The 26,142-nt window shown below is 58.5% G+C and carries 26 protein-coding genes; 15 read left to right on the forward strand and 11 right to left on the reverse strand.

All coding sequences use genetic code 11. The features are described from left to right. The first annotated feature begins 275 nt into the window (after nt 1–275). The 4 genes from uvrC to B30_RS11925 are packed head-to-tail and all read left to right on the forward strand — an operon-like array spanning nt 276 to nt 3,443. Entirely contained in the window at nt 276–2,165 is a 1,890-nt protein-coding gene (uvrC, locus tag B30_RS11910; protein WP_009572329.1) for an excinuclease ABC subunit UvrC, read from the forward strand. 18 nt (nt 2,166–2,183) lie between these two features. Then, nucleotides 2,184–2,750 carry a CDP-diacylglycerol--glycerol-3-phosphate 3-phosphatidyltransferase gene (gene pgsA, locus B30_RS11915; RefSeq protein ID WP_009572330.1) on the forward strand — a complete coding sequence of 189 codons (567 nt, stop codon included), beginning with the start codon at nt 2,184–2,186 and terminating at the stop codon, nt 2,748–2,750. Next, entirely contained in the window at nt 2,740–2,991 is a 252-nt protein-coding gene (moaD, locus tag B30_RS11920; protein ID WP_009572331.1) for a molybdopterin converting factor subunit 1, read from the forward strand. The genes pgsA and moaD overlap by 11 nt, the downstream gene beginning before the upstream one ends. 14 nt (nt 2,992–3,005) lie before the next feature. Further along, the gene (locus B30_RS11925; protein WP_040402418.1) at nt 3,006–3,443 is read left to right on the forward strand and encodes a molybdenum cofactor biosynthesis protein MoaE; all 438 of its coding nucleotides are present in this window, start codon (nt 3,006–3,008) and stop codon (nt 3,441–3,443) included. A gap of 18 nt (nt 3,444–3,461) precedes the next feature. Here B30_RS11925 and B30_RS11930 read toward each other — a convergent pair whose 3' ends face one another. The 3 genes from B30_RS11930 to ubiA all read right to left on the reverse strand — a co-directional run bounded on the left by B30_RS11930 (nt 3,462) and on the right by ubiA (nt 6,761). Next, nucleotides 3,462–3,788, reverse strand: coding sequence for a hypothetical protein (locus B30_RS11930; RefSeq protein WP_009572333.1), 327 nt, complete (start codon nt 3,786–3,788; stop codon nt 3,462–3,464). Beyond that, entirely contained in the window at nt 3,785–5,731 is a 1,947-nt protein-coding gene (locus B30_RS11935; protein WP_009572334.1) for an OmpA family protein, read from the reverse strand. The genes B30_RS11930 and B30_RS11935 overlap by 4 nt, the downstream gene beginning before the upstream one ends. A 64-nt stretch (nt 5,732–5,795) precedes the next feature. Further along, nucleotides 5,796–6,761, reverse strand: coding sequence for a 4-hydroxybenzoate octaprenyltransferase (ubiA, locus tag B30_RS11940; protein ID WP_009572335.1), 966 nt, complete (start codon nt 6,759–6,761; stop codon nt 5,796–5,798). Between the two features lie 11 nt (nt 6,762–6,772). Here ubiA and B30_RS11945 point away from each other — a divergent pair, with 11 nt between their 5' ends. From B30_RS11945 to B30_RS11955, 3 genes are all read left to right on the forward strand, one after another. Then, nucleotides 6,773–7,510, forward strand: a complete 738-nt coding sequence (locus tag B30_RS11945) for a 16S rRNA (uracil(1498)-N(3))-methyltransferase (RefSeq protein ID WP_009572336.1) — start codon at nt 6,773–6,775, stop codon at nt 7,508–7,510. After that, nucleotides 7,510–8,016, forward strand: a complete 507-nt coding sequence (locus tag B30_RS11950) for a hypothetical protein (protein ID WP_009572337.1) — start codon at nt 7,510–7,512, stop codon at nt 8,014–8,016. The genes B30_RS11945 and B30_RS11950 overlap by 1 nt, the downstream gene beginning before the upstream one ends. Nucleotides 8,017–8,108: 92 nt before the next feature. Beyond that, nucleotides 8,109–9,479 (forward strand): glutamate--cysteine ligase, encoded by a 1,371-nt coding sequence (locus B30_RS11955; RefSeq protein ID WP_009572338.1) that lies wholly within the window; start codon nt 8,109–8,111, stop codon nt 9,477–9,479. Nucleotides 9,480–9,554: 75 nt separating this feature from the next. On the opposite strand, the gene B30_RS11960 is transcribed toward B30_RS11955, so the two are convergent. From B30_RS11960 to B30_RS11990, 7 genes are all read right to left on the reverse strand, one after another. Further along, the gene (locus tag B30_RS11960; protein WP_009572339.1) at nt 9,555–9,980 is read right to left on the reverse strand and encodes a DUF805 domain-containing protein; all 426 of its coding nucleotides are present in this window, start codon (nt 9,978–9,980) and stop codon (nt 9,555–9,557) included. A gap of 76 nt (nt 9,981–10,056) precedes the next feature. Then, a complete protein-coding gene (locus tag B30_RS21760; protein WP_009572340.1) occupies nt 10,057–10,560 on the reverse strand; it encodes a DUF805 domain-containing protein in 504 nt (167 codons plus the stop codon). A gap of 88 nt (nt 10,561–10,648) precedes the next feature. Then, nucleotides 10,649–11,242, reverse strand: a complete 594-nt coding sequence (gene plsY / locus B30_RS11970; RefSeq protein WP_009572341.1) for a glycerol-3-phosphate 1-O-acyltransferase PlsY — start codon at nt 11,240–11,242, stop codon at nt 10,649–10,651. A gap of 41 nt (nt 11,243–11,283) precedes the next feature. Further along, a complete protein-coding gene (gene pyrC, locus B30_RS11975; protein WP_009572342.1) occupies nt 11,284–12,549 on the reverse strand; it encodes a dihydroorotase in 1,266 nt (421 codons plus the stop codon). Continuing rightward, entirely contained in the window at nt 12,546–13,061 is a 516-nt protein-coding gene (locus B30_RS11980) for a hypothetical protein (RefSeq protein WP_009572343.1), read from the reverse strand. Before B30_RS11980 ends, pyrC begins: the two co-directional genes overlap by 4 nt. After that, nucleotides 13,058–13,579: a hypothetical protein gene (locus tag B30_RS11985; protein ID WP_009572344.1), complete on the reverse strand. Its 522-nt coding sequence runs from the start codon at nt 13,577–13,579 to the stop codon at nt 13,058–13,060. The genes B30_RS11980 and B30_RS11985 overlap by 4 nt, the downstream gene beginning before the upstream one ends. Further along, the gene (locus B30_RS11990; RefSeq protein WP_009572345.1) at nt 13,576–14,538 is read right to left on the reverse strand and encodes an aspartate carbamoyltransferase catalytic subunit; all 963 of its coding nucleotides are present in this window, start codon (nt 14,536–14,538) and stop codon (nt 13,576–13,578) included. The genes B30_RS11985 and B30_RS11990 overlap by 4 nt, the downstream gene beginning before the upstream one ends. Nucleotides 14,539–14,661: 123 nt before the next feature. On the opposite strand from B30_RS11990, the gene B30_RS11995 reads away from it, so the two are divergent. The 5 genes from B30_RS11995 to B30_RS12015 all read left to right on the forward strand — a co-directional run bounded on the left by B30_RS11995 (nt 14,662) and on the right by B30_RS12015 (nt 21,641). After that, nucleotides 14,662–15,462 (forward strand): uracil-DNA glycosylase, encoded by an 801-nt coding sequence (locus B30_RS11995; protein ID WP_009572346.1) that lies wholly within the window; start codon nt 14,662–14,664, stop codon nt 15,460–15,462. Then, nucleotides 15,459–16,088, forward strand: a complete 630-nt coding sequence (locus B30_RS12000; RefSeq protein ID WP_009572347.1) for a LysE family translocator — start codon at nt 15,459–15,461, stop codon at nt 16,086–16,088. Before B30_RS11995 ends, B30_RS12000 begins: the two co-directional genes overlap by 4 nt. Before the next feature lie 22 nt (nt 16,089–16,110). Beyond that, entirely contained in the window at nt 16,111–16,653 is a 543-nt protein-coding gene (gene moaB / locus B30_RS12005; RefSeq protein WP_009572348.1) for a molybdenum cofactor biosynthesis protein B, read from the forward strand. A 141-nt stretch (nt 16,654–16,794) separates the two neighbouring features. Further along, nucleotides 16,795–18,264, forward strand: a complete 1,470-nt coding sequence (locus B30_RS12010; protein WP_009572349.1) for an efflux RND transporter periplasmic adaptor subunit — start codon at nt 16,795–16,797, stop codon at nt 18,262–18,264. A 2-nt stretch (nt 18,265–18,266) separates the two neighbouring features. After that, nucleotides 18,267–21,641, forward strand: a complete 3,375-nt coding sequence (locus B30_RS12015) for an efflux RND transporter permease subunit (RefSeq protein ID WP_009572350.1) — start codon at nt 18,267–18,269, stop codon at nt 21,639–21,641. A gap of 4 nt (nt 21,642–21,645) precedes the next feature. Here B30_RS12015 and B30_RS12020 read toward each other — a convergent pair whose 3' ends face one another. Continuing rightward, on the reverse strand, nt 21,646–22,482 hold the full coding sequence (locus B30_RS12020) for a protein-disulfide reductase DsbD domain-containing protein (RefSeq protein WP_040402425.1): 837 nt from the start codon (nt 22,480–22,482) through the stop codon (nt 21,646–21,648). 153 nt (nt 22,483–22,635) lie between these two features. On the opposite strand from B30_RS12020, the gene B30_RS12025 reads away from it, so the two are divergent. From B30_RS12025 to B30_RS12035, 3 genes are all read left to right on the forward strand, one after another. Beyond that, nucleotides 22,636–23,217 (forward strand): YqgE/AlgH family protein, encoded by a 582-nt coding sequence (locus tag B30_RS12025; protein WP_040402396.1) that lies wholly within the window; start codon nt 22,636–22,638, stop codon nt 23,215–23,217. 129 nt (nt 23,218–23,346) lie between these two features. Continuing rightward, a complete protein-coding gene (locus B30_RS12030) occupies nt 23,347–25,056 on the forward strand; it encodes an acyl-CoA dehydrogenase (protein ID WP_009572353.1) in 1,710 nt (569 codons plus the stop codon). Beyond that, complete coding sequence (locus B30_RS12035; protein ID WP_009572354.1) at nt 25,056–26,090, forward strand: MBL fold metallo-hydrolase; 1,035 nt, start codon at nt 25,056–25,058, stop codon at nt 26,088–26,090. The genes B30_RS12030 and B30_RS12035 overlap by 1 nt, the downstream gene beginning before the upstream one ends. The last annotated feature ends 52 nt before the right edge of the window (nt 26,091–26,142 follow it).

The following is a 26,142-nucleotide window of genomic DNA, read 5'->3' on the forward strand; positions in this document are numbered from 1 at the left end:
AGTTTTGCACGGGGCGCAGATTTGTTTCAGCTTTGTTACCAAAATGTAAATAAATTCAATGATTTGCGCGGCGTTTGAAAAAAATACAACAAAAACAGCGCCTTGATAAATTGACTATTTTTTATGCATTTGGGCGAAGCAGCCCGTTTTCAAAGGAAAACTCCTGTTCACGAAAAGTTATAAGCACAGTTATCCACAGAAATGGTGGATGAGTTTCCTCTTGCTCTCAAAGCGATAAGATTGCAGCCAGAGGTAGGAATCAGACAAAGAGTCACATGAGCGAAAAAGACGACATAACCGCCCTGAGCGACCCCCACAAAGACGTCCCGCGCGGTCATGCCGTGATCGAGGGCTATCTACGGATGTTGGATGGGTCCCCCGGTGTGTACCGGATGCTCGATCCCGATCATCGGGTGCTCTATGTTGGCAAGGCCAAGCACCTGAGAAACCGGGTGTCGAACTATGCGCGGCCAAGCGGCCATTCCGCGCGCATCGCCAAGATGATCTCGGAAACATCGCAAATGATGTTTCTCACCACGCGCACGGAAACCGAAGCGCTGCTGCTTGAGCAGAACCTGATCAAGCAACTCAAACCGCATTACAACGTGCTGTTGCGCGACGACAAATCTTTCCCGAACATCCTCGTGACCAAGAATCACGACTTCCCTCAGATCACCAAACACCGCGGCGCCAAGTCCAGCAAAGGTGCCTATTACGGTCCCTTCGCCAATGCGACGGCGGTCAATCGCACGCTCAATCAGTTGCAAAAGGCGTTTTTGTTGCGCACCTGCGCCGACAGTGATTTCGCCAATCGCACCCGGCCGTGCCTGCAGTATCAAATCAAACGCTGCACCGCGCCTTGTGTGGGAAAAATTTCAAAAGAGGATTACGCCACCCTGGTGAATGACGCCGAGCGATTCCTTCAGGGCAAGGATTCGGGGATGCAAAAGCGCCTCGCAGAAGAGATGCAAGCGGCGTCTGACGCGATGGAATTTGAGGTAGCTGCTGGTCTGCGCGACCGCATCCGCGCCATGACCCAAGTCCAGACCGCGCAGGGCATCAATCCACGCACCATCAGCGAGGGCGATGTGATCGGTCTGCATATGGAAAGCGGGCAGGCCTGTGTTCAGGTGTTCTTTATTCGCGCCCATCAAAACTGGGGCAACCGCGATTTTTACCCGAAAACCAATGGGGCGGAGGCCGAAGAGGTGCTCAGCGCCTTCATCGGTCAGTTTTACGATCAAAAGGAACCGCCGCGCCAAATCATCCTGTCGCATGATCTCGAAGAGCGGGAGTTGATCGAAGCGGCGCTGTCGGAAAAGGCCGGGAAAAAGGTCGAAATCCTTGTGCCGCAACGGGGCGAAAAGGCCGAGATTGTCGCGGGGGCTGTGCGCAATGCCCGCGAAAGTCTGGGCCGGAAAATGTCGGAAACGGCGGCGCAGGCCAAACTTTTGGCCGGGGTGCAGGCGGCGTTTGATCTACCGAACCTGCCCGCCCGCATCGAGGTCTATGACAACTCCCACATTCAGGGTGCCCATGCGGTGGGGGCGATGATCGTGGCAGGCCCCGAAGGGTTTATGAAAAACCAATACCGCAAATTCGACATCAAGGGCGACGAGATCACGCCGGGCGACGATTTTGGCATGATGAAAGAGATGCTGACGCGGCGCTTCAAACGTCTGCTCAAAGACGACCCGGACCGCAGCAAAGGGCTATGGCCGGACCTGTTGTTGATCGACGGTGGCGCGGGACAGGTGTCTGCGGTGCGCGAAATCATGGTGGAGCAGGGCGTGACCGACATCCCGATGGTCGGTGTGGCCAAGGGCATTGATCGCGACCAAGGCAAAGAAGAATTCTACCGCACGGGCAAACGCCCCTTTGCGCTGCAACGTAACGATCCTGTGCTGTATTTCATTCAACGCCTGCGCGATGAGGCACACCGTTTTGCCATCGGCACCCACCGCGCCAAACGGTCGAAAGCCATTTCTGCCACGCCGCTCGACGATGTCCCCGGCGTTGGGGCCACACGCAAACGCGCGCTTTTGGCGCATTTCGGCTCGGCCAAGGCAGTGTCATTGGCCAATCTGGCGGACCTCAAAGCCGTCACTGGCATTTCCGAGACCATCGCCCAAACCATCTATGACTTCTTCCATGAACAGCGCTAAGCGGATAAAGAGACATCTATGACCTGGAACATTCCCAATATTCTCACTGTGTTTCGCCTGCTTTGCGCCCCCGGCGTGGCTTTGGTGTTTTTGATCCTGCCGCGTCCACTGGCGGATTGGGCGGCACTGATCCTGTTTGTCTCGGCCTCTACCACCGATTTTCTGGACGGCTATTTGGCGCGCAAATGGGACCAGATGTCAAAGTTCGGTACGATGTTGGACCCGATTGCCGACAAGGCCATGGTGGTCACCGCCCTTGCGGTGTTGACCATGTTGCATGGCATCAACGCGCTGGTTGTCATCCCGGCGGCCTTTATCCTGTTGCGCGAAACCTTCGTGTCGGGATTGCGCGAATTTTTGGGCGACACGGCAGGCACATTGAAAGTCACCAAATTGGCCAAATGGAAAACCACGGCACAGATGGTGGCGATTGCGGCGTTGTTTGGCTATGGTGCTTTGGATTTTCCGCCGCTGTTCACCTTGGGGATTTTGATTCTGTGGGTTGCGGGTGTTTTGACCGTGTTGACGGGATGGGATTACCTGAGCAAAGCCCTGCCATATTTGCGAGATGACCATGACGCTTAATCTGCTCTATTTCGCATGGGTGCGCGAACGCATCGGGGAGCCGCGTGAAACCGTCGAGACCTCTGCTGAGACGGTGATGGACCTTGTGGCCGAGTTGAAAGCCCGTGAGCCGCGCTATGAATTGGCCTTCTCCGATCTCGCCTCCCTAAGGGTGGCGTTGGATCAGGAATTGGCGGAATTTGATGCACCTTTAGCGGGGGTACGCGAAGTGGCGTTCTTCCCGCCGATGACGGGCGGCTGAGCATGGCAGTTCCGGTGCGCATTTCGGTTCAGGCAGAGGATTTCGACCTCGCCACGGAGTTGAGCGGCTTTGGTCATGCGGCCAACACCGGCGCAACCGTGACGTTCACCGGGTTGGTGCGCGATGACACGGGCGCATTACAGCACATGGAAATTGAACATTACCCCGGCATGTGTGAGGACGCGATCCGCAAAATCGCCGACGAGGCTGCTAACCGCTGGGCGCTCACTGATTGTCTGGTGATCCACCGCTTTGGGCGCCTTGTGCCAGGAGAGCAGATCATGATGGTCGCCACTGCGGCCCGGCACCGATCAGAGGCCTTTGCCGCCGCTGAATTTTTGATGGATTATCTCAAATCCCGCGCACCGTTTTGGAAAAAAGAAGTCACCCGCGAAGGGGCCGAATGGGTCGCCGCCAAAGACAGTGACGAAGACGCGCTGAGCCGTTGGTAGGCGCATCACAGATGAGGGTCAGCCTGCGCTGTGCTTTTCGATATAGGCGCGCAGCTCTTCGGCCTCTTGCCGCGCCTCGCGCAGCCCGTCCATCGCGGCGCGCAACTCTGCATCTGTTTGGCTTTGCTGATTGATCAACTCGGATTCACGTTGCTGGTAATAGGTGATCGCCTGGTCGCGGACCTCTTCGGCTTCGTGAAGTTGCTGCGCCATTGTGTCGAGATCGCTCATTTCGCCTTGGCCAACGCGTACAAAACGGTGGACCAGCCAATGCGCAAACCATCCCATCAAAAAGGCGATAAAAAGCACGATCGCCGTGGCGATGATCAATTCAATTCTGTTCATTCGGTTGTTCCGTCCGTTGTCTCGCCCGTTTTATCGACCTGGGCCTCACCCGCAGTCTCGTCTGCGGGGGCGTCAGGGGCCGCCTCGGGAGTCACATCCGTGCCGTCGGCCTGTGCGTCTGTCGGCGTTTGCGCGCCCCCGTCGATGAGTTTGAACTCAATGCGCCGGTTCGCCTCCCGGCCTTCTTCGGTCTCATTGTCGCCAATCGGATTGGCCTCGCCATAGCCTTTGGCGGTAAAGCTCACACCGGCCACACGCCGCATCAAAAGCCCGTCCAAAACGGCGTTTGCGCGCTGGGCCGACAGGTTGAGGTTCATTTCCTCACGGCCCTGACTGTCACTGTACGCGCCGATTTCCATTTCGACGTTTTCGCAGTCTTTCAGCGTCTCGGCGATGCGATCCACTGTCTCATTGGCGGCGGCGTTCAATTCCGTGGACCCGGGATCAAACACGATCTTTGAGGCCGCCAAAATTTGGTTGGCGTTTGCAACGCAGTCCGCAGGTGTCGGCAGGTTCAGGACCGGATCGAGTTTGCGGATATAGTCGACAGAGATGTTGAAATTCTGTCCCTCACCCAGTTTCTCAGACAACAGCCCGGCGATCGCGGCTTTGGCATTGGGGTCGCCGGTTTGACCACGCACATCAACGGTATTGGCGGTCATGGTCACGGCGCCTTGGTTGAGTTGCGAGAGCGCTTCGATGGCGGCCATCGCGCGCACGGACCAGCCCTCGGGCAGGCTGTCATCCACGCGCATCGCCGAATAGACGGATTGTGCACCAAAGGCCGCGCGGGCCAAGGCTTCGGTGGCCAATTTGCTGCGTTCATCCGCGATCCGTCCGCGCAATTGGGTCTGGCCTTCGGGCGAACGGGTCACGGTGAATTCCGGGCGGGCGTTTTCTGCCTCGGCCACGTCTGGTTCTGGCAAAATGCTGTGCAGGGTGAAGGTCGGTGGTAGGTCCGCTTCCAATTCGCCAACCACTTTGTCAAACAGCGCTTCTGAGGTGCCTTGACTCGCGATCAGGCTGACATCGCCGTCCGAAAAGGTCACCGATCCACTACCCAATTCTTGCAGTGCGCGCATCCCGGTTTCGACCGCCTGTGCCCATTGCGCCGAAGGGGCACCAAGCCCGATGGTGCAATTTGGATTGGCAATGCCTGCAGCACGCGCCGCGGCAGTGATCCGGGCAAGGCCTTGCGGGGTTTCGGCGGCGCAGGCGTCAAACCGCGGGCCCGTCTCATCAATCAAGAACCGCACGGTGAACGGCGTGATCACCGGGCGTGGCGCCGATATTTCGATCGTCACGGGGATGGCCTTTGGGCGTTCCTCTTTGAGGGTTTTCTCAAATGACGCCTTTTGCGTCTTGCTGTCGGCAAGGGCCGTGACGGTGATTTTGTCTGCGGCCAAGGAAATTTTGGACCGTGGCAAAAGGCCGATGGCCTCCAGGCCAAATTCCATCGCTACGTCCCAATGTTCGGGGCTTGGATAATCCGCCTTTTCGAGGAAATCAGCGATTGACCCTGTGCCACCGGCCTTTTTCAACAGGTCGATGAACTTCGGATGATCCCAAGACGACGGCACCAGCCCGATCAGAGAAATCCCATCGTCATTGCGCAGGATTTCGATAGAAAATCGCGGGGCAGGGATGGCCTCTTTTTGGACCACGCTCATCACATTCATCACCCGCGCCGGATCGACCACATGGCCTGCGGCCCGCTGTGCGGCCAATTGAGTTTGCTCGTCGGGCGCGATGCCTGTCAGGACGATTTGCAACCCATCGCCTTGCACATCCACCCATTCATAACCACGCAGGTTCATTTGATTTTCAACCGCATGGGCCGACATCGTTTCAATCGTACGGGCCCCAACGGCAGCGGCGGCCAGACTTAGGACGGCTCCGGTGAGAATGGCGGCGAGGATGGGTAAAAACTGTGTAATCCGCATGGGCTGCGCTGGCCTATATATTCAATTTGGCCTTTGTCTTAGGGGCATATGGCCTTTGCTGCAATCAAAGGAACACAGATACGGCAAGAAACAGCGCAGCCAAAAGCCCTGTATCGCGGTTGGCGCGGAACAGTTTGAGGCACATGTCTGGGTTTTCGGTGTCAAGTTTGGTCATCTGCCACGTCATATGAAGCCCCATCGCCCAAGGTGCGCCCAAGGCGACGACAAGCGCCAAAATCGAGCGGTCCACAAGGGCCTCAACCACGCCCGCCCCCATCAACACAACGGTGATGACCAAAAACCGTCTGAGCCACCGCGCCGTATCGTCGCCAAACAGAAGTGCAGTGGATTTGATGCCGATCATCGCATCGTCGTCTTTGTCTTGGTGAGCATAGATCGTATCGTAGAAAATCGTCCAGGCGATGCCGGCGAAATAGAAAAAGAACGGGGCGGTGCTCAGGCGACCGGATACGGCAGCATAGGCCAAAATTGCGCCCCAGTTGAAAGCGAGGCCCAAAAACACCTGTGGCCACCATGTAAACCGCTTGGCGAAAGGGTAAATCATCACCGGGACAAGCGAGAGTAGTCCCAGAAGGATCGCCAGCTTGCCAAAGCTCAACAGAATCACAAGGGCGATCAGAGCCTGGAGGACCATCCAGATCGCCGCCTGTTTGACGGTGACTTGACCCGAGGGGATCGGGCGGCTTTTGGTGCGTTCAACTTTGCCGTCAAAATTACGGTCTGAGATGTCGTTCCAGGTGCATCCCGCGCCACGCATCAACCACGCGCCCAAAGCACAGCCGATCATGATCCACAGCGTGCGCAGCCCAAATGTCCCGGTTTCCGCCGCCGCCAATAACGCGCCCCACCAACAGGGGAGCAGGAGCAACCAAGTGCCAACAGGCCGATCCGCCCTTGAGAGGCGCAAATAGGGCCGGGTCCATGCGGGCGCATGACTATCGACCCAATTGCCTTTGACAGCGTCAAAAACCTGTCCACTCGTCTCTGGTGCTTTCGGTGTGTCGATCATATGTTTGCTCCATGAGCGAAGAACAGTTTCAGGCGAAGATCCGCCTCTATGTAGATCACCCTCTGGCCGAGGGGCAATCCATTCCTCTGGAGAGGGATCAGGCGCATTACCTTTTTGGGGTGATGCGACAGCCAGAGGGGGCGTATGTCGCGCTGTTCAATTCGCGCGATGGCGAATATGTGGCCGAGATCACGCAGGCGGGCAAACGCGGTGGGGAACTGACCTGTCGGATACAGAGCAAACCTTTGCAACTGCCGCCCGATCTGTGGCTTTTGTTCGCGCCGATCAAAAAGGCACGCACCGATTTTATCGTGGAAAAAGCCGCCGAGATGGGCACGCAGCGCATTGTGCCTGTGCAGACCGAGTTTACCAATTCGGAACGCATTCGTCAGGATCGGTTGCAAGCCCATGCCATTGAGGCGGCTGAGCAATGTGGTGGGACCTATGTGCCCGAAGTGGCGGGGCTTCATCGTCTGGACCGGATTTTGGCCGATTGGGACCCGGAGCGTCAGATTATGTTTTGTGACGAAACCCTCGTCGGGGCGGCGCAGGCCTTGCAAGCGGTCGAAAGCGGCAAATGGGCGATCTTGATCGGCCCTGAGGGCGGGTTTTCCGAGGCCGAGCGCAAACGCCTTCACGCGCTGCCCTTCACCCATGCCGTCTCGCTTGGTCCGCGCATCCTGCGCGCAGACACCGCCGCCGTCGCCGCCTTGACGATCTGGCAAACCCATCTTGGGGATTGGTCCTGATGCGACCCGAGGTCAAAGCGATGCTGTGGCGCTGGCGCGAGGTTGCCGTAGCGCTCGTCGTTGTGGCGCTTTTGGGCTGGTGGGCGGTGTCCTCTTTTGGCGTGATGCGCTGGATCGCCTTGGGCTTTACCGGACTGGCCATTGTTTTCGCGGTGGCCGCCGTGCAGCGCGCGCGCTTTGCCCATAAGGGCGATGGCTATGGCTCGGTCGAGGTGGACGAGGGCGTGGTCAGCTATTTCACCCCCTACACCGGCGGTCAGGTCGAGATTGACGCGATGACCTGCGTGACCTTGCTTCCTGCTGTCAAAGGCCCGGCGCATTGGCAATTTGACGCACCCGGTCAGCCGCCACTTTTGATCCCTCTGGATGCGTTTGGGGCGGATCGGTTGTTTGACGTATTTGTCACGCTGGATGGGATTGAGACCGAAAAAATGCTGCGACAAATCAAACAGACGCCCGATCATCCAGTTGTGATCTGGCGGAAACGCACAGCGCTTCTGCGCTGAGATGCGAACCGAATGATGGCCTTCGCATTGACTTCATGATCCTCTTGACCCAAGTCTACCGCACTGAATTCAACGCTCCGGAGTAGCCCCATATGTCCATTCCCCAATCCGGCGGAGGCTTGATCGAAAGCTATGACGATCTGGTCAACTTTTTTGCAGAAGGCTGTAAACCTCGCGAAAATTGGAAAATCGGCACCGAGCATGAAAAGTTCGGCTATTGCAAAGACACGCTGAACCCTCTGCCTTACGCGGGCGATCGCTCGATCAAAGCGCTGCTTGAGGGTTTGCAGGATCGGTTCGGTTGGGACCCGGTGTTTGAAGGCGAGCACCTAATTGGTCTGACGCTCAATGGCGCAAATGTGTCGCTTGAGCCGGGCGGGCAGTTGGAATTGTCCGGCGCGCCTTTGGACACCATCCACCAGACCTGCGACGAGGTGAACGAACATCTGCGCGAGGTGCAATCGGTCTCCGACGAGATGGGCGCGCGCTTTATCGGTCTGGGCATGGCGCCGCATTGGACCCATGACCAGATGCCGTTGATGCCCAAGGGCCGCTATAAATTGATGGACGCCTATATGGGCAAGGTCGGGACCACCGGCACCCAGATGATGCGCCGCACTTGCACGGTTCAGGTGAACCTCGATTTCTCCTCCGAAGCCGATATGGTGCAAAAGTTCCGCACCGCTTTGGCGTTGCAACCTGTTGCCACCGCATTGTTCGCCAATTCGCCATTTATGGAGGGCAAACTCAACGGTCATAAATCGTGGCGTTCTTACATTTGGCGTCACCTTGACCCGTCGCGCACCGGCATGTTGCCGTTTGTGTTTGAGGATGGGATGAGTTTTGAACGCTACACCGAGTATGCCCTCGATGTGCCGATGTATTTCGTCTACCGCGATGGCAAATATATCGACGCGCTGGGCATGTCGTTCCGCGATTTCTTGAAGGGCAAATTGCCCGCTCTGCCGGGTGAAAAGCCAACACTCTCTGATTGGGCGGATCACCTCACCACGCTGTTCCCCGAAGCGCGGATCAAGCAATATATGGAAATGCGTGGTGCCGATGGCGGGCCTTGGCGGCGTCTTTGCGCGCTTCCTGCCTTCTGGGTCGGCTTGATGTATGACCAAAACGCGCTGGATGCGACGACCGACCTGATCAAAGGCTGGACGCCGGAGTTTCGTGAGAACCTGCGCGTGGCCTCCTCTGTTGAGGGGCTGCAAGCCCAGGTGGATGGGGTCAAAATGATCGACCTTGCACGCGAATGCGTGTCGATTGCCGAAGCGGGCCTGAAAGCGCGCGGTTGCCCCGGCGCCGGTGGATTGGTGCCGGATGAAACCCATTTCCTGAACGCGCTCAAAGAGAGCATCGAGACCGGACATGCTCCGGCCGACGAACTTATTGAGAAGTTCGAAGGCGAGTGGAATGGCGATGTAACCAAAGTGTTTGGTGAATATTCCTACTGAGACCTCTGAGGTTTCAAACATGAAAAAGGCGGCAAACCAGATGGGTCTGCCGCCTTTTTTCTTGCCATGGATGGCTTATTCGCCGCGATTGACCGGCGGGATTGCACTGTCTGTGTAGCTCAACGGAGCCTCTTCGCCCGTGATCGGGTCGGGGCCAAACCGGTTCGGACCGGATGTGCCTTTGGATACAGCCCAATAGAGAATGAGGAGGACCCCGACGAGCGGCACAAAGCAAATAAAATACCACCACCCGGATTTATTCACATCATGCAAACGTCTCACGAGGACTGAAAGCGACGGTAGAATGATCGCGATAGAGGTAACAGTATAGAAAATCGGCGGCAAACCCAGATTGGATGCGAGCACGATATCAAGTGCCAACGTGCCGAAGGTGGCGAGAAGGGTAAACAGAGCGAAATACCAATATTCTGAGCGTGAGGCGCGGCCACTGAAGGTGATGTATTTCGAGAAACAGGTTTTGATTGCAGTTAAAAAGGTCATGTCATCTTTCCAAATAGAGTCTGATGCGACCTTTTTCTGATCTTACTGCGCCCTACAAGGGGAAAAATACGCCTGATTACACGGTCTTTCCCAAAACGCGCGTTTTGTAATACTCTTGGATTTCCCGACGGCGGGCGTCTTCAAACTCTTCTGAACTGGCCCCACCGACATCCGGCACACGCATCAACGCAGCATAGGCCGAGGTCGAAGAGGGGCTATTGCCCCACCGTTGATTGCCGCCATTCGGCGGCGGTCCCCACCTGTTTTCGCGGGTCTCAGAGGGCAAGATGTAAAAGATGAGAAGGACAAGCGACCCAATGGGGAGGACGCTCAGCAAAAGCCACCACCCGGACTTTCCAGTGTCGTGCAATCGGCGGAATTGGAGTGAGAGGTTGGGGATGATGTTGAGGACAAAGAACCAAACGAGTAATGTGCCGCCTTTGTACAGGTCAATACACAAAAGCCCGAAAACAATCGCGTAATACAATGCAAACCACCAAAATTCAGACCGCGATGCGCGCCCCGAAAAGGTGAAGGCTCTGAAATAGCCGTTCTCAACGGCTTTCAATGGTCCAGCCATACTCGTATTCCCAACCCAATGTCGTCATGGTTAAGCTGACGTCAAATCGGGACAGGAATGGGGCGCAAAGCGCTCTATTTTACGGAAATCAGCCCTTTTTGCCGATCTTTGTTTCCGTGCCGGCTTTCAGGCGGGCGATGTTGTCGCGATGTTTGTAGAAAATCAACGCGGTGAGCACCAAAACAAGGATCGCGCCGTGTAAGTGATAAAACGCCGCCGTGTAAATCGGGGCCATCAATGCGGCGACCAAGGCCGACAGGCTGGAGTAGCGCGTCACAACGGCGACCAAAAGCCATGTTGCACAGGCCAAAAGCCCGACCGGGAGTGAGAGCGCCAAGAGGGTCCCAAGGAAAGTGGCAACGCCTTTGCCGCCTTTAAAGCGCAGATAGATCGGGTAGAGATGCCCCAACATGGCGCAAAGCCCGGCGATCCCGGCGGCCTGTTCGCCCACCAAAAGACGCGCCAAAATCACCGCCAAAGCGCCTTTGCCACTGTCGCCCAAAAGTGTGAGGAAGGCGGCCAGTTTATTGCCGGTGCGCAAAACATTGGTCGCGCCAATGTTGCCCGACCCGATCTGACGCAAATCGCCAAGTCCAAACAGGCGCGCCATGACGATGCCAAAAGGGATCGACCCCAAAAGATAAGCGACCAGCGCGGTGACAATCAGCATCAATAGCGTCATCGGTGTTCTCCGTGGAAAATGAGGGGTCGATTGACGGCGTCTCAGCCTTCGAACACCCGCAGGCCATCGACCCAAGTGCCGATGACTTTGCCTTGCATTCGCGCGCCGTCAAAGGGGGTATTTTTCGATTTCGAGCGCAGTTTAAACCGATCCAGCACAAAAGGCGCATCCGCATCAAACAACACCAGATCCGCGGGCGCACCTTCCGAGAGCCGACCCGAGGCCAGCCCCATGCGATGGGCGGGGTTCAGCGCCATCGCCCGGAACAATTGCGGCAGGCCGAGTTGTCCCGAATGATAGAGGCGAAGCGCGGCGGGCAGCAGTGTTTCAAGAGCGACAGCACCGGACGCCGCCTCTTCAAACGGCAAGCGTTTGCTTTCCTCATCCTGCGGCGTGTGCATCGACGAGATCACATCAATCAGCCCGGAGGCCACACCCTCGACCATCGCCAAACGATCATCTTCGGATCTGAGCGGCGGTTTGACTTTGAAAAAGGTGCGGTAGTCGCCAACGTCCAAATCATTGAGCGTCAGATGGTGGATCGACACGCCTGCGGTGACATCAAACCCGTTGTGTTTCGCACGGTCCAAGGCGGGCAGGGCGCGCGCGGTGGTCAGTTGGTCAAAATGATAGCGCACGCCGGTCATCTCGATCAGCGCCAGATCGCGGTCCAATCCCATCCGTTCGGCCATGGGTGACACGGCGGGCAGGCCGCGCAGGGTGGCGAATTTGCCGGATGTCACGGCGGCACCTTTTGAGAGGCCGGGGTCTTGCGGGTGACCGATGACCAGCGCGCCACAGGAGCGCGCATAGGTCAGCGCGCGCTGCAACACTTTGGTGTCCTCAACCACATGATCGCAATCGGTAAAGGCCACGGCGCCCGCATCCAACATAAAACCGATTTCAACCATCTCACGGCCCGCGCGGCCCTTGGTCAGCGCGGCCATATGTTTGACCTTCACAATGGCGTCCTCCGCCGCGCGGCGTCTGACAAATTCCAACACTTCGGGGGTATCAATCGCGCTTTGGGTGTCGGGGCGGGTGATCATTGTGGTCACACCGCCCGCCGCCGCCGCCCGTCCGGCGGAGGCGAAACTTTCTTTGTGACGCTCGCCCGGTTCCGACACTTTCACCCCAAGGTCCACGATCCCCGGTGCAAGACATTTGCCGCCGCAATCAATGCTTTCGCCCCGTGGTGGTGTGCCCGTGCCGGTTTCTGCAATCACATTGCCTTCCATGCGGAGCCAGCCCAGATCATCGGTCAGGGTTTCGGGATTGATCAGACGCGCATTGGTGAAAATCGTCATGCTTTGCCTCTCTGGATGTCGCGGATCAGCCCAAACACATCTCGGGCGTTTTGAATTTTGGTAAACATGGGCGCGCCATCAAAACGCGTGCCCACAAGCGGTGTGGCCTTATCGAGAAACCGCAATGTGCCGGGGTCCTTGCCGTCGAATTCGATCCCAAGCGCGGGCGTTAGGTCCAGCGCATTGAGGGTGGGACCGACAAAGGGCAGGTGCGTGGCAAAAAACGCCCGACGATTGGTCAGCGAATACCATGTGCGCGAGGCCACAAACGGCATGACGAAAATCGGCCCGATCGCCACGGCCAGCCCGGCAAACAGATGGATCAGGCCAAAGACCCAAATCGTCCCCGCCCGCATCGCCATCGACATCCAAAACACCGCAAATCCCGCGAACATCATGCCGAACAAAAAGACCGGAATCTGTCGCGGCGACAGGCGGGGCGGCACAGACGGCTGTCCCTGCCACAGCACATGTTCGCCGGGTGCCAGGATATCCTGCCAGCCATTCGTCATCTGCCGACCCAGACAAAGGCGGCGACAAACACCGCCAAAAACAGCAAAACAACGGTCGCGACCATGCCCGACATGCGCGCGGATGACATGGGGGCTTTGCCTTCGGGCAATTGGCCAAGGGCGCTTTCGGATGTGATGTCTTCGGGCAAGGTCAGATCCGTGGTCAAGCCATAGCGCCCGATCAGACGGAACGGCGCGTCGGGGTCAAACCGGCGCTCGGCCTCGGCCAGGCCTTGGGAAAACACCACCAAGACCGGGCCGGTGAGCGCGTTCAACATCGCCGCATCATTGCCCACGGCCATGCCATTGGCCTCGCTGAGGTAACGCGCAAATCCGTAGTCTTCGAGGTGTGAAAGATCAAACCGCTCCATCGCCTCAACTTTTGGCGCGCTCCATAGCCCCAAAGCCTCCGCCAAGGCCTCGGGCGAGAGCGCATCCAGTTCGTCGAGCGGTCCGTCAAAGGCAAAGACCCAAACACGCCGTGTTTCACCGCCGGGGATCTCAAAGGGATCGCTCACACCATCACCCCTTGGCCCGAGGTTTCGCGTGAGGCGCGCAGGTTTTGCGCCAAAAGGTCCATCGCCGCCATGCGCACGGCGACGCCCATTTCGACCTGTTCCTGGATCACCGAGCGGTTGATGTCGTCGGCAATGGTGCCGTCAATCTCGACGCCGCGGTTCATCGGTCCGGGATGCATGACAATCGCGTCGGGTTTGGCATGAGCCAGCTTTTCGGCGTCCAAGCCGTAGCGATAGAAATATTCGCGCTCGGACGGGATAAACCCGCCATCCATCCGCTCTTTTTGCAACCGCAACATCATCACCACATCGACATCTTGCAAGCCTTCGCGCATGTCGTCGTAAATTTCGCAGCCAAATTCGCGAAACTGTTCGGGCACCAAGGTCGGCGGGCCGACCAAACGCACACGGTTTTCCATTTTACCCAAAAGGATCAGGTTAGACCGGGCCACGCGGCTATGGGCAATATCGCCGCAAATCGCGATGTTCAGGCGGTGCAACCGGCCTTTGGCGCGGCGAATGGTCAGCGCATCCAATAGCGCCTGTGTCGGGTGCTCATGCCGCCCGTCACCGGCGTTCAGAACCGCGCAATTGACTTTTTGTGACAAAAGATCGACAGCCCCCGAATGCGGGTGACGCACCACCAACAGGTCCGGGTGCATGGCGTTGAGCGTCAGCGCCGTATCAATCAGCGTCTCACCCTTTTTGATCGAACTGGCCTGCATCGCCATGTTCATCACATCCGCGCCAAGTCGCTTGCCCGCCAATTCAAACGAGGCCTGCGTGCGGGTCGAATTTTCAAAAAACATGTTGATCTGGGTGAGGCCTTTGAGCGCGTCGGAGTGCTTATTGGCCTGACGGTTCAGATCGACATAGCGATCCGCCACATCGAGAACGGTTTTGATCTCTTCGGGATGAAGCGGCTCGATCCCCAAAAGGTGTTTTTGCCGGAATGCCATGATGCCCTCTCTCAAACGATCGTGCCTTTGCAGTGCTTATAGAAAAGGGGGCGCGGGCGGGCAATGGCTGCTGTGGCCCTGTCACCGATTTACCTTGGCGTTCGCGCATTGTAGCGTGGGCGAATGGAGACTCAGATCGACTATTGGCAAGCACATGCTCTTTTGGAGTGGCAGATCGAACTCGGCGCAACCGAGGCGATCGCGGAGACACCTGTCAATCGCTATGAGGTCGCAGCCGCTGCGCCCACACCTGCGCCTGACGCGCCCGCTGCGGCTCGCCGCCCCGCCCCGCCCGTTGTGGCGGCGGCCAAGGAGGTTGAGCCGGTTGAGGCGGCGATGGCGCTGGCCAAATCTGCCACTTCATTGGAGGCACTGCGCGACGCAATGGCCAGTTTTGATCTGTGCGATCTCAAACGCGGCGCGCGCAATTTGGTGTTTTCTGACGGCACTCCCAAGGCGCGGGTGATGATCATCGGCGAGGCGCCGGGGCGCGAAGAGGATCAACAGGGCAAACCCTTTGTTGGTCGTTCGGGTCAGCTTCTGGACAAAATGTTTGCCGCCATCGGCCTGGACCGAACCTCACCTGACAGCGAACATGCGCTCTATATCACCAATCCGATCCCGTGGCGCCCGCCGGAAAACCGCGATCCGACGCCTGCGGAAATCGCCATGCTGAAACCGTTTTTGATCCGTCATATCGAATTGGCCGACCCGGATGTGATCGTGCTGATGGGCAATTGGGCCTGCACAGCTCTGTTGGGTCGCGCCGGGATCACCCGGCTGCGCGGCACTTGGCAGACCGTTTTGGGCAAACCCGCCATGCCAATGACCCACCCGGCCTATTTGCTGCGCACCCCCGTGGCCAAGCGCGAGGCGTGGGCCGATCTTTTGGACATCCAAGCGCGGCTCCGGACCCTCACATGATTGTCGATCCGCTGACACTCGCGGCGTTTGTGCCTGCGGCTTTGGCGCTCAATCTAACCCCCGGCGCGGATATGATGTTTTGTCTCGCCCAAGGCCTGCGTGGCGACCGGCGCGCCGCCGTGGCCGCCAGTGCCGGGATTTCTGCCGGTGGCATGATCCATGTGACCTTGGCGGGTCTTGGCCTCGGTGCGCTGGTTGCGGCGAACCCGGCGATTTTTGGGGTCATCCGCTGGATTGGGGTCGCATATCTGCTCTGGCTTGCGCTCAAAACGGTGCTGACCCCGCTGCCTGCGATGCGCTCCAACATCACTCTCAAAAGCCGTGCGCGTGCCTTTCGTGACGGGATGATCGTCAATGTTTCGAACCCCAAGGTCATCCTGTTTATTCTCGCCTTTGTTCCTCAATTCGTCGATCCCGCACGCGGGTCCGTATTGGGTCAATTCCTCATTTTTGGCGCTGTGATTGGCCTCGGGGGCTTTGTGATCAATGGCCTTGTCGGCTGGTTCGCGGTCGGGTTGGGCGGCGTTTTGGCACGGAGCCGCGTGATGGAGCGTGTGTTACGCTATGTCTCTGCCAGTATCTTTGGCGGTCTCGCCTTTAAACTGGGTCTCGATTTTACCCGTTAGATTTCACCATGGAGCGCCGCGCATGAGCCGTATTGACGACAGCCTTGACTTTATCCCCATTCGCATCGCGGTTTTGACCGTCTCAGACACGCGCGGGATTGAGGAGGATCGGTCCGGTGCCGCTTTGGTGGAGATGATCACCGAGGCCGGGCATATTTTGGCGGACCGCCAAATTGTCACCGATGATCGACCTTTGATCCGCGATCAGCTTCAGGCCTGGATCGACAGTCCCGAGGTCGATGTGGTGATCTCGACCGGCGGAACGGGGCTGACCGGGCGTGACGTCACGGTTGAGGCCCATCGCGATGTCTATGAAAAGGAAATTGACGCTTTCGGGACGGTCTTTACCATCGTGTCGATGCAAAAAATTGGCACCTCCGCCGTGCAGTCGCGCGCCACGGGCGGGGTTGCGGGCGGCACCTATTTGTTTGCGCTTCCGGGCTCGACAGGGGCCTGTAAAGACGCGTGGAACGAGATCCTGAAATGGCAGCTAGATTATCGCCACAAGCCCTGCAATTTCGTGCAAATCCTGCCGCGTTTGGACGAGCACCTGCGCCGTAAGTGACCCCTGACGGAAACGTGAGCACTGAGCGCGACGGGTTTTTATCGTTTGTGCGTATGATACTCTGTCGTGGACTGTGCCGGGCCAAGCCCTAACTCTATTCAAAATACGCCTCTCGGGGGCATGAACCAAAGGTTTTACGGAATGCGCTTTTTCCGCCGCTCTTTGATCGGTCTTTTCCTTGTCTCTCTGACGCTCGCCTTGCTGGCGGGCGCGGGCTATCGGTTTTATGCGGCCTTTCAGGCGCGTCTCGCGGCGGAAAGCGTGCCGCCACAGGCGCGCGAGCGGCAGTTTTCGGTTAATGTGATGGAGGTGGTGCCAACCACGGTCACGCCGGTCTTGGTCAGCTATGGTCAAATTGCGGCACGGCAAACCCTGGAGTTGCGTGCGCCAGTGTCAGGGCGGATTGTCGCCTTGGCCGATGGGTTTCAAGAGGGCGGTGCGGTCAAGGCAGGTGATGTGATCTTGCGGATTGATCCGGCGGATGCCGAGGCCGCAGTGCGTGTGGCCGAAGCCGATTTTGCAGAGGCCGAAGCGGGCCTGCGCGAGGCCGAGCGGTCGCAGCTTTTGGCGGTGGATGATTTGGCCGCCGCAGAGGCGCAGCGGGATTTGCGATTGGCCGCGCTTGAACGACAAAAGAATCTTTTGGATCGTGGAGTTGGTAGCCCGAGCGGCGTCGAAGATGCGGCTTTGGCCCATGCCTCTGCGGGTCAGTCGGTTTTGTCCAAACGTCAATCCTTGGCCGATGCCGAGGCCAGCGTGGATCGGGCGCACACCGCCGTTTTGCGTGCCCAAATTGATCTGGACGAAACCCGCCGCCGTTTGGATGACACCACAGTCATCGCCGCGTTTGACGGGGTTTTGAGCGACGTCTCCGGCGCCTTGGGCACGTTGTTGAGCAGCAATGAGCAATTCGCCACGCTGATCGCGCCAGACGCGCTCGAAGTCGCCTTCCGCATCTCCACCGAGCAATATGCCCGCCTTGTGCAAGACCGCGGCGCGCTGCCCGATATGGCCGTGACTGCGACGCTCGATGTGTCGGGGCTTGATCTGGTTGCCATGGGCACGGTCACGCGCGAAAGTGCCGCCGTGGCCGAGGGGCAAACCGGGCGGATGCTTTACGCGCGTTTGGACAGCGCCCCCGGATTTCGACCCGGCGATTTCGTGACGGTTCAGGTGCGAGAACCGGAGTTGGCCAATGTTGCGCTTATCCCTGCGCGTGCGGTTGCGGCCAATGGCACGGTGCTTGCGGTCACCGATCAAAGCCGTCTTGAAGAGGTGTCCGCGCCCCTTTTGCGCCGTCAGGGGGACGATGTGATCGTCGATGTCCGCGCGATTTCCGGGCGTCAGGTCGTTTTGGAGCGCTCGCCACTTTTGGGCGCGGGCATTCGCGTCAAAGTCAACGGCGCGCAACGCGGTGACGCGCAAGCTCCAGAGGGAGTGGAGGCCACACTGGTCAAACTCACCCCGGAACACCGCGAAAAACTTTTGGCCTTTGTCGCCAGCAACACGCAGATGCCCGAAGAGGTGCGCGCCCGGATCACCGAACAACTGGCCGCCGATGAAGTGCCGACTGAGCTGATCACCCGCCTCGAAGACCGGATGGGGAGCTAAATATGAACGCCACATTGGGCAAAGCCAAAGGCATCCTGTCGTATTTCACCCGTCACGGCACGGCCGCAAACCTTGTTTTGGTGATCTTGATCGTAGCGGGTCTGGCCGCGCTGCCCCGGATGCGGGCGCAATATTTTCCCGATGTTGTGGTTGATACGGTGCGGGTTTCGGTCGCGTGGAAGGGAGCCGGGGCGGAAGATGTTGATCATGCCATCGTCCAGCTTTTGGAACCCACGCTTTTGGCCGTCGAAGGCGTCACTGAAAGCAGCGCCAGTTCAACCGAGGGGCGCGCGTCGATCAGCCTTGAATTCGAACCCGGCTGGGACATGCAGCGCGCCGCCGACGACGTGAAGGCGGCGATTGATGCCGAGACCGAGTTGCCAGAAGGCGCGGACGATCCGGTCATTCGTTGGGGCGGATGGACGGATTCGGTCACCGATGTGGTGATTACCGGACCTGTAGGTCTCGATCAATTGGCGCGGTTTGCCGATGAATTGGTGGCGCGGCTGTTTGCCCGCGGTGTGACGAAAACAAGTATTTCAGGTGTTGCTGCCTCCGAAATGATTGTCGAAGTGTCGACCCTCAATCTCATCCAGCACGACATTTCCATGGCCGAGATCGCCAGTGCGATTGCGGCCGAGACCGACACAAGCCCGGCGGGCAATGTCGGCACTGGTGGTGCGCGGGTGCGCGCGGGGGTTGAGAAACGTGAGGCGGCGGATATTTCCGCCATCGTGTTGCGCCGCAATGAGGATGGGTCGGAATTGACCATCGGCGATGTGGCGACGGTGCGGGTCAACGGGGTTGACCGCAATGAGGCGTTTTTTGTTGGCGACAATTCGGCGGTCTCGGTGAAAGTCGCGCGCTCGGATCAAGGCGATTCGATTGAGATTCAGCGGGTCGTTGAAGAGGTCAGCGCCGAGATGGGACTGACCCTGCCCGACGGGGTGACACTCGATCTGTTTCGGACCCGCGCCGAGGCGATCCAGGCAAGGCTCGATCTGTTGCTGTCCAATGGCGCGATGGGGCTTGGGCTTGTCGTGATCTTGTTGTTCCTGTTCTTGAACGCGCGCACGGCAATCTGGGTGGCAGCGGGCATTCCAGTTGCGATGTTGTCAGCGATTGCGATGATGTATTTGGCCGGGCTGACGCTCAACATGATCTCGCTGTTTGCGCTGATCATCACCTTGGGTATCGTTGTCGATGATGCGATTGTCGTTGGTGAACATGCGGATTTTCGCGTCAGACGGTTGAAAGAAGGGCCGGTTGAGGCGGCGGAAAATGCCGCGCGGCGGATGTTCGCGCCAGTGTTTTCCTCAACCATCACCACGGTGATCGCCTTTTTTGGCCTGACGGTGATTTCGGGTCGCTTTGGCGATATGATCTCTGATATTCCCTTTACGGTGATAGTGGTTTTGATGGCCTCGCTTTTGGAATGTTTCATCATTCTGCCCAATCACCTCAGCCATTCCATCGCCTCCACCGCAAAGTCGCATTGGTATGACTGGCCCTCACGTCAGGTCGACAAGGGGTTTCATGTCTTTCGCGAACGCCTGTTCCGACCCTTGGTCGGCTGGTCGGTCAAACTGCGCTATCCGTTGCTCGCCGGGATCGTGCTTTTGCTGGCGATGCAGGTGTCTTTGGTGATCACCGGACAGGTGCAATGGCGGTTTTTCAATTCGCCGGAACAGCCGTTGATCTCTGGCAATTTCGCCATGGTGCCAGCGGCGGAGCGCGCTGACACATTTGCCATGATGCGCGAATTACAACGCGCCACCGAGGCCGTAGGCAGGCGCTATGAAGAGCAATATGGCACCAATCCCGTCGCCTATGCCGTGGCGCAAATCGGGTCGAATGCCGGGCGGGGCCTGTCTGGGACGGACACCAAAGAGGACTACCAACTTGGCGGATTGTCGATCGAATTGATCGACGCGGACCTGCGGCCCTATTCGTCTTATGCCTTTGTTGAGGACCTGCAAGCCGAGGTGGTGAACCATCCTTTGGCGGAAACCGTGTCGTTTCGGCGTGGCCATTTTGGCCCCGGCGGTGATGCGATTGATGTCGATCTTTATGGTGCGGAGTCGGCGACACTCAAGGCGGCGGCAGAGGCGCTCAAAACCCGGCTGGCACAGTTCCCGGAAGTTTCGGCGTTGGAAGACAGCCTCGCCTATGACAAAGAAGAGTTGATCTTGGAGTTGACGCCACAGGGCGAGGCGCTCGGGTTTTCCATCGACACATTGGGCACGACCTTGACCCATCGCTTGGGCGGGATCGAGGCCGCGACCTATCCCGAAGGCGTGCGCACCGCGACGGTGCGGGTCGAATTGCCCGAAGGCGAACTGACCGCCGATTTCATGGACCGTACCCAAATGCGCGCCAGTTCGGGCGTTTATGTGCCGCTGTCTGATATCGTCTCGGTGACGCGCCAGACCGGGTTTTCCACGGTACAACGCGAAAACGGTCTGCGCCTTGTCTCGGTCTCAGGTGATTTGAGCGAAGACAACCCGGCCCGCGCTTCAGACATCCAAGCAGCGATCACAGACGAGATCTTGCCCGCCTTGGACGAAGAATTCGGCATCACCCATCGGGTCTCTGGCCTCTCAGAGCAAGAGAACCAATTCCTCTCCGATGCGATGTTGGGTCTGGGCGGCGTGTTGATCGGGATTTACCTGACGCTGGCGTGGATTTTCTCAAGCTGGACGCGGCCTGTTGTGGTCATGTCGGTTATTCCCTTTGGCCTCATCGGTGCCATTCATGGCCATGCGATTTGGGGCATTCCCCTGTCGATGTTCTCCGTTGTCGGCCTGATCGGCATGACCGGGATCATCATCAACGATTCGATTGTTTTGGTCTCGACCGTGGATGAATATGCCAAAGAACGCGGGCTGTTTCCGGCGATCATTGATGCCGCAACCGACCGTTTGCGCCCCGTGATGTTGACGACGCTGACCACGGTTTTGGGTCTTGCGCCGCTCTTGTACGAACGCTCCGCCGATGCGCAGTTTCTCAAACCGACGGTGGTCACCCTGTCCTATGGGCTTGGGTTTGGCATGGTGGTTGTGTTGATGCTGGTGCCTGCGATTCTTGCGATGCAACTGGATGTGGCGCGTCAGATGGCGGCCCTGCGCCGCGCTGTGCGCCATCCGCGCCGGGCCGGGCTTGTGGGCTCTGCGATCTTGGCTGCGGGGGCTTTCGCGGCTTTGTGGTTCGCGCTGACGCTGGGGCAAGTGATGGTCTTTGGTGCGCTGTCACCGCTCTTGGGCGGTGGCGGGATTGGCGCGGCTTTGGCGCTGTTCCTTGGCGGATTATGTGTGAGCTTTGCGCTGTTGTATGTCGGTATCGCAGGGCGGATGGCGCGTCGGCACAAAGCGAGCTGATTGCTTATGATCCGCCGGTACAGCCCTGTGCCTCATAGGCCTGCCCGCCGCCGATGACGGTGATGGTCAAGGCCGAGCGATCCACCATAAACGGTTGCGCGTCAGATGGGACCAGATCGCTTTGCACCGAAACCGAACTACCGGTGCGGGTGACCATCGCCTCCGACACCCACATATAGCGGTCCGGGTGTTCAACAATCGCCACTTCGCGCGGACCCAAATGCGGTACATTGAGCGTTGCGGTCAGGCGCATCCCGTCGGACAGGGGGGTCGCGCTACAGCGCGCGCCCGTGATCTTTTGCGGTTGATCGGTCAGTGCTTTGCGGATCTGGCCGCTGTCCGCAATAGAACCTGTCCGGGCATTTTGCGCGAATGTTGCGCCGATTGCGGCCTGTAAGGGCATACAAATATCGTTGCACACGCCAAGGTCCATCACCCCATCCAGAGCAATGTCTCCCGCCGCGTTTGGCGTGATCTCGATCGGCAAAACCACCTCGCGCTCATAGCCCAGATACCACATGCCATTCTGGGAAAAGAGTTCGGGCACCGGCCAGTGCACGGTGACGGCAGAGACATTTTCAGACCCGCTCCAATCAAACTGTGGCGGAATGCCCGCCTCGCCGGGCGCGCGCCAATAGGTGTGCCAGCCGGGGGCCAATGTGATGCGAATGGCGGCCATCTGATGGCCATTGTCCATCTGCCATCCGGGCAGAACCTCGATCCGCGCCATATCTGCCGGGCTTTCGGCCAAGGCAGCAGGTGCAAATCCAAGACTGGCAAAACCAAGACTGGCCAAACCAAAACAGGCGGCGACGAATGTGTTTGAGATCGGGTGTGTCATGGCACCCATATAGACACGGGATGCGGTCACACAAACTCACATTTGAGAGACAGCGCCGCTCGCGCGGCTTTGTGTTGCGGCGCAACCGCGATTTTGGCGAGGAATGCCTCGCGCCCACTTGCGTTCAGGGCTGGCTTCAGGTGAGGTGGGGGTATGGTACACCCCGCTCCCATAGAGACCTCAGAGTTGACTGGAAAGCTTTTGATCGCGATGCCGGGAATCGGCGATCCGCGCTTTGAAAATGCCGTGGTGTTTCTTTGTGCTCATTCGTCTGACGGCGCGATGGGGTTGATTATCAACAAAACCTCAACCGAGATCGCCGTCTCCGATGTGTTTGAGCAACTCGACATTCGTGCCACACCTGAGATGCAACCGATCCCGGTCTATTTTGGTGGCCCGGTTGAACTGGGCCGTGGCTTTGTGTTGCACAGTACGGATTATGCCGCCGATCATGCCTCGATGCATGTGGGAGAACAGTTTTCCATGACGGCCTCACGCGAGATTTTGCGCGATATGGCGCGCGGTGCCGGGCCGGATGAGCGCTTGCTGTGTCTGGGATATGCGGGTTGGGGGCCGGGCCAGTTGGAGGAGGAGATTGTCAAAAACGGCTGGCTGGCCTGTGATGCGAACCCGGAGATTGTGTTTTCGACGCCGGATTGGGCCAAATGGCAGGCGGCGCTGAAGTCACTTGGCGTGAGCCCGGCGGTTTTGTCTTCAAATGCGGGCCGCGCGTGACGCAGCGTTTGGGTTGGGTGCCCGCACCCGCTTCGTTACGCTTCTCGTCAATCGTCGGGGTGTCCCGACCCAGGCTTGACAAAAATCTGCTGCAACATGTCGATGTTTTGCGAGCAGAAGGAGACCCACATGACCTATCGCGCCCCGGTTTCTGAGTATCAGTTTATCTTTGATCACATCGTTGATTTTGCGACTGTTCTGGAAACGGACACCTTTGCCGAGATTGATGCCGACACGGTTCAGGCCATTCTGAATGAGGCGGCCAATCTCACCAGCGATGTGATCGCACCGCTGGATCGGGGCGGGGATGTGACGCCCGCCACTTTGGTGGATGGCGTGGTTAAAACCTCTCCGGGGTTTGGCGATGCCTTGACGCAAGTGGCCGAAGGCGGGTGGATCGGCATGTTGGCAGACCCGGAAAATGGCGGGATGGGTCTTCCGCTTACGGTGGCGACGGCCGTGAATGAAATGATGTCGGGCGCTTGCCTGTCTTTGTCGCTTTATCCGCTGATGACACAGGGGCAAATCGAGGCCTTGGAGCATCACGCCAGCGACGAGATCAAAGCGCTTTACCTGCCGAAGCTGATTTCGGGCGAATGGTGCGGCACGATGAACCTCACCGAATCCGGGGCGGGCTCTGACGTGGGCGCGCTGCGGACCAAGGCGACGCGCAATGCCGACGGGTCTTACGCCATCACCGGGCAGAAGATTTTTATCACTTGGGGCGACAATGATTTTTCCGAAAACGTCTGTCACCTTGTCTTGGCGCGTTTGCCGGATGGGGTCGAAGGGACCAAGGGCATTTCGCTGTTCATGGTGCCAAAGATCATCCCGAATGCGGATGGCTCGTTGGGAGAGACCAATAGCCTCAAGGTTGTGAGCCTTGAGCATAAGCTCGGCATTCACGGGTCTCCCACCTGTGTGATGGCCTATGAAGGGGCCAAGGGCTGGCTTGTCGGGCGCGAGCACGAAGGCATGAAATGCATGTTCACCATGATGAACAACGCCCGCTTGGGCGTGGGGGTTCAGGGGGTTGGTATCGCCGAGGCCGCAACGCAAAAGGCGCTGGCCTATGCCGAAGATCGGGTGCAAGGCGCATCTCCGATTGGTCGGGAGGACGGCAGCATTCTGGATCATGCCGATGTGCGTCGGATGGTGGCGACGATGCGGGCTGAGACCTTTGTGGCGCGGTGTCTTTCGTTGGCCTGTGGTGTGGCGCTTGATCTTGGGCGTACGGAGCCGGACCAACAGGCGCGCGGGGCGTTTTTGATCCCGATCACCAAGGCATTTTCCACCGACATTGGTCATGAGGTCGCCCAAACCGGCGTTCAGGTCCATGGCGGCATGGGCTACATCGAAGAAACCGGTGCGGCGCAATATGCCCGTGATGCCCGCATTACCTCGATCTATGAAGGCACGAACGGCATTCAGGCGATGGACCTTGTGGGGCGTAAATTGATGGATGGCGGCGATGCGGCCTTTGCCATTTTGGACGAGATCGAAGCCTTTGCCGAAGAGGCGCGGGCGGTGTTGCCGCGTCGCGCGATTGCGGTGTGGAATGCGGCGGAGACCCTGCGCGAAGGGGTTGAGACCATGTTGGCGTTGCCGATGAATGACCGTTTTGCCGGCGCTGTGCCGTTTTTGCGGGCCTTTGCACGGGTGCTGGGCGGGCATTATCACCTCAAAGCGGCGATTGCCGAGGGCGGTGAGGGCAAGCATTCACGGCTTGCGGCCTTCTATATTAAACGTCTATTGCCCGAACACACCGCTCTTTTGGCGCAGGCGCGCCTTGGCGCGGCGGATGTCTATGCTTTGAGTTCTGAGGATCTGACCGCCTGATGACTGCTCCCATCCGCACGCCGTTTGATCCGCCCGAAATGGGCGAGGTCGTTGAGATTGCGCAAGGTGTGCTTTGGACCCGGATGCCTTTGCCGATCCCTTTGGCGCATGTGAATTGCTACCTCTTCGAGGAGGCCGATGGCTGGACCGTAGTGGACACCGGCGTCGATACCGCCAAAACGCGGCGGCTGTGGCAGCGGTTGATCGACGGGGTTTTGGGCGGCAAGCCGATCCACCGCGTCATTGCCACCCATCATCATCTTGATCACATCGGTCTTGCGGGCTGGTTTGTGTCCGAACATGGCGCGGGCCTAACCACCACCCGCACCGCCTATCTGATGGCGCGGATGCTGCAGCTTGATGTGCAAGAGGCTCCAACCCCTGAAATGTGTGCCTTTTGGCGCTCCTGCGGCATGGCGTCCGAGGTCTATGACAAACGTCTCACCGAACGCCCGTTCAACACCGCCGATGCGGTGACGCCAATCCCGCTTGGGTATACCCGCCTGCGCGAGGGCGATGAGATTGAGATCGGTGGTCGCATGTGGGACGTGCGCTGTGGCAATGGCCATGCGCCGGAACACGCGACATTTTGGAGCCGGGATGCGGATTTGGTGATTGGCGGGGATCAGCTTTTGGGCGCGATCTCTCCCAACCTCGGAGCCTCTGCGACTGAACCTTTGGCCGATCCGGTAGGGGAATGGATCACCTCTTGTGAGGGCTTCGTGCCCCATGCGCAAGACAGCCATCTTGTGATGACTGGGCATAAATTGCCCTACACGGGTCTGCCTGCGCGGTTGCGGCAATTGCTTGACAATCACCACCATGCGCTCGCCCGCCTGATTGAGACCCTAAAAGAGCCACATACTGCCTGCGATTGTTTCGATGTGCTGTTTCGTCGCAAGATCAAGGAGGGCGAATACGGCCTTGCGATGGTCGAAGCCATGGCCCATTGCCGCCATCTTGAAGCACAAGGGTTGGCCACCGGGCACGTCCGCGAGGATGGGGCGATCCTGTGGCAAGTGACGCAGGTATAGGCCCTGGATGGCTCAAGCAAAGCGACTTGTGGCTGATCTGAAACAGATTACC

It is taken from the genome of Celeribacter baekdonensis B30, from assembly GCF_000299875.1.
GTDB lineage: Bacteria > Pseudomonadota > Alphaproteobacteria > Rhodobacterales > Rhodobacteraceae > Celeribacter > Celeribacter baekdonensis_A.

Bases quoted from the DNA above. Each gene is read 5' to 3' on its own strand.
- moaD (WP_009572331.1), top strand. From the start codon at position 2,740: ATGACGCTTAATCTGCTCTATTTCGCATGGGTGCGCGAACGCATCGGG.
- B30_RS12035 (WP_009572354.1), top strand. From the start codon at position 25,056: ATGACTGCTCCCATCCGCACGCCGTTTGATCCGCCCGAAATGGGCGAG.
- B30_RS11945 (WP_009572336.1), top strand. From the start codon at position 6,773: ATGAGCGAAGAACAGTTTCAGGCGAAGATCCGCCTCTATGTAGATCAC.
- B30_RS11930 (WP_009572333.1), bottom strand. From the start codon at position 3,788: ATGAACAGAATTGAATTGATCATCGCCACGGCGATCGTGCTTTTTATC.
- uvrC (WP_009572329.1), top strand. From the start codon at position 276: ATGAGCGAAAAAGACGACATAACCGCCCTGAGCGACCCCCACAAAGAC.
- B30_RS11960 (WP_009572339.1), bottom strand. From the start codon at position 9,980: ATGACCTTTTTAACTGCAATCAAAACCTGTTTCTCGAAATACATCACC.
- B30_RS12015 (WP_009572350.1), top strand. From the start codon at position 18,267: ATGAACGCCACATTGGGCAAAGCCAAAGGCATCCTGTCGTATTTCACC.
- B30_RS12000 (WP_009572347.1), top strand. From the start codon at position 15,459: ATGATTGTCGATCCGCTGACACTCGCGGCGTTTGTGCCTGCGGCTTTG.
- pgsA (WP_009572330.1), top strand. From the start codon at position 2,184: ATGACCTGGAACATTCCCAATATTCTCACTGTGTTTCGCCTGCTTTGC.
- ubiA (WP_009572335.1), bottom strand. From the start codon at position 6,761: ATGATCGACACACCGAAAGCACCAGAGACGAGTGGACAGGTTTTTGAC.
- pyrC (WP_009572342.1), bottom strand. From the start codon at position 12,549: ATGACGATTTTCACCAATGCGCGTCTGATCAATCCCGAAACCCTGACC.
- B30_RS11995 (WP_009572346.1), top strand. From the start codon at position 14,662: ATGGAGACTCAGATCGACTATTGGCAAGCACATGCTCTTTTGGAGTGG.
- B30_RS11955 (WP_009572338.1), top strand. From the start codon at position 8,109: ATGTCCATTCCCCAATCCGGCGGAGGCTTGATCGAAAGCTATGACGAT.
- B30_RS12025 (WP_040402396.1), top strand. From the start codon at position 22,636: ATGGTACACCCCGCTCCCATAGAGACCTCAGAGTTGACTGGAAAGCTT.
- B30_RS11950 (WP_009572337.1), top strand. From the start codon at position 7,510: ATGCGACCCGAGGTCAAAGCGATGCTGTGGCGCTGGCGCGAGGTTGCC.
- B30_RS12030 (WP_009572353.1), top strand. From the start codon at position 23,347: ATGACCTATCGCGCCCCGGTTTCTGAGTATCAGTTTATCTTTGATCAC.
- B30_RS11935 (WP_009572334.1), bottom strand. From the start codon at position 5,731: ATGCGGATTACACAGTTTTTACCCATCCTCGCCGCCATTCTCACCGGA.
- B30_RS11980 (WP_009572343.1), bottom strand. From the start codon at position 13,061: ATGACGAATGGCTGGCAGGATATCCTGGCACCCGGCGAACATGTGCTG.
- B30_RS11990 (WP_009572345.1), bottom strand. From the start codon at position 14,538: ATGGCATTCCGGCAAAAACACCTTTTGGGGATCGAGCCGCTTCATCCC.
- B30_RS12010 (WP_009572349.1), top strand. From the start codon at position 16,795: ATGCGCTTTTTCCGCCGCTCTTTGATCGGTCTTTTCCTTGTCTCTCTG.
- B30_RS21760 (WP_009572340.1), bottom strand. From the start codon at position 10,560: ATGGCTGGACCATTGAAAGCCGTTGAGAACGGCTATTTCAGAGCCTTC.
- moaB (WP_009572348.1), top strand. From the start codon at position 16,111: ATGAGCCGTATTGACGACAGCCTTGACTTTATCCCCATTCGCATCGCG.
- plsY (WP_009572341.1), bottom strand. From the start codon at position 11,242: ATGACGCTATTGATGCTGATTGTCACCGCGCTGGTCGCTTATCTTTTG.
- B30_RS12020 (WP_040402425.1), bottom strand. From the start codon at position 22,482: ATGACACACCCGATCTCAAACACATTCGTCGCCGCCTGTTTTGGTTTG.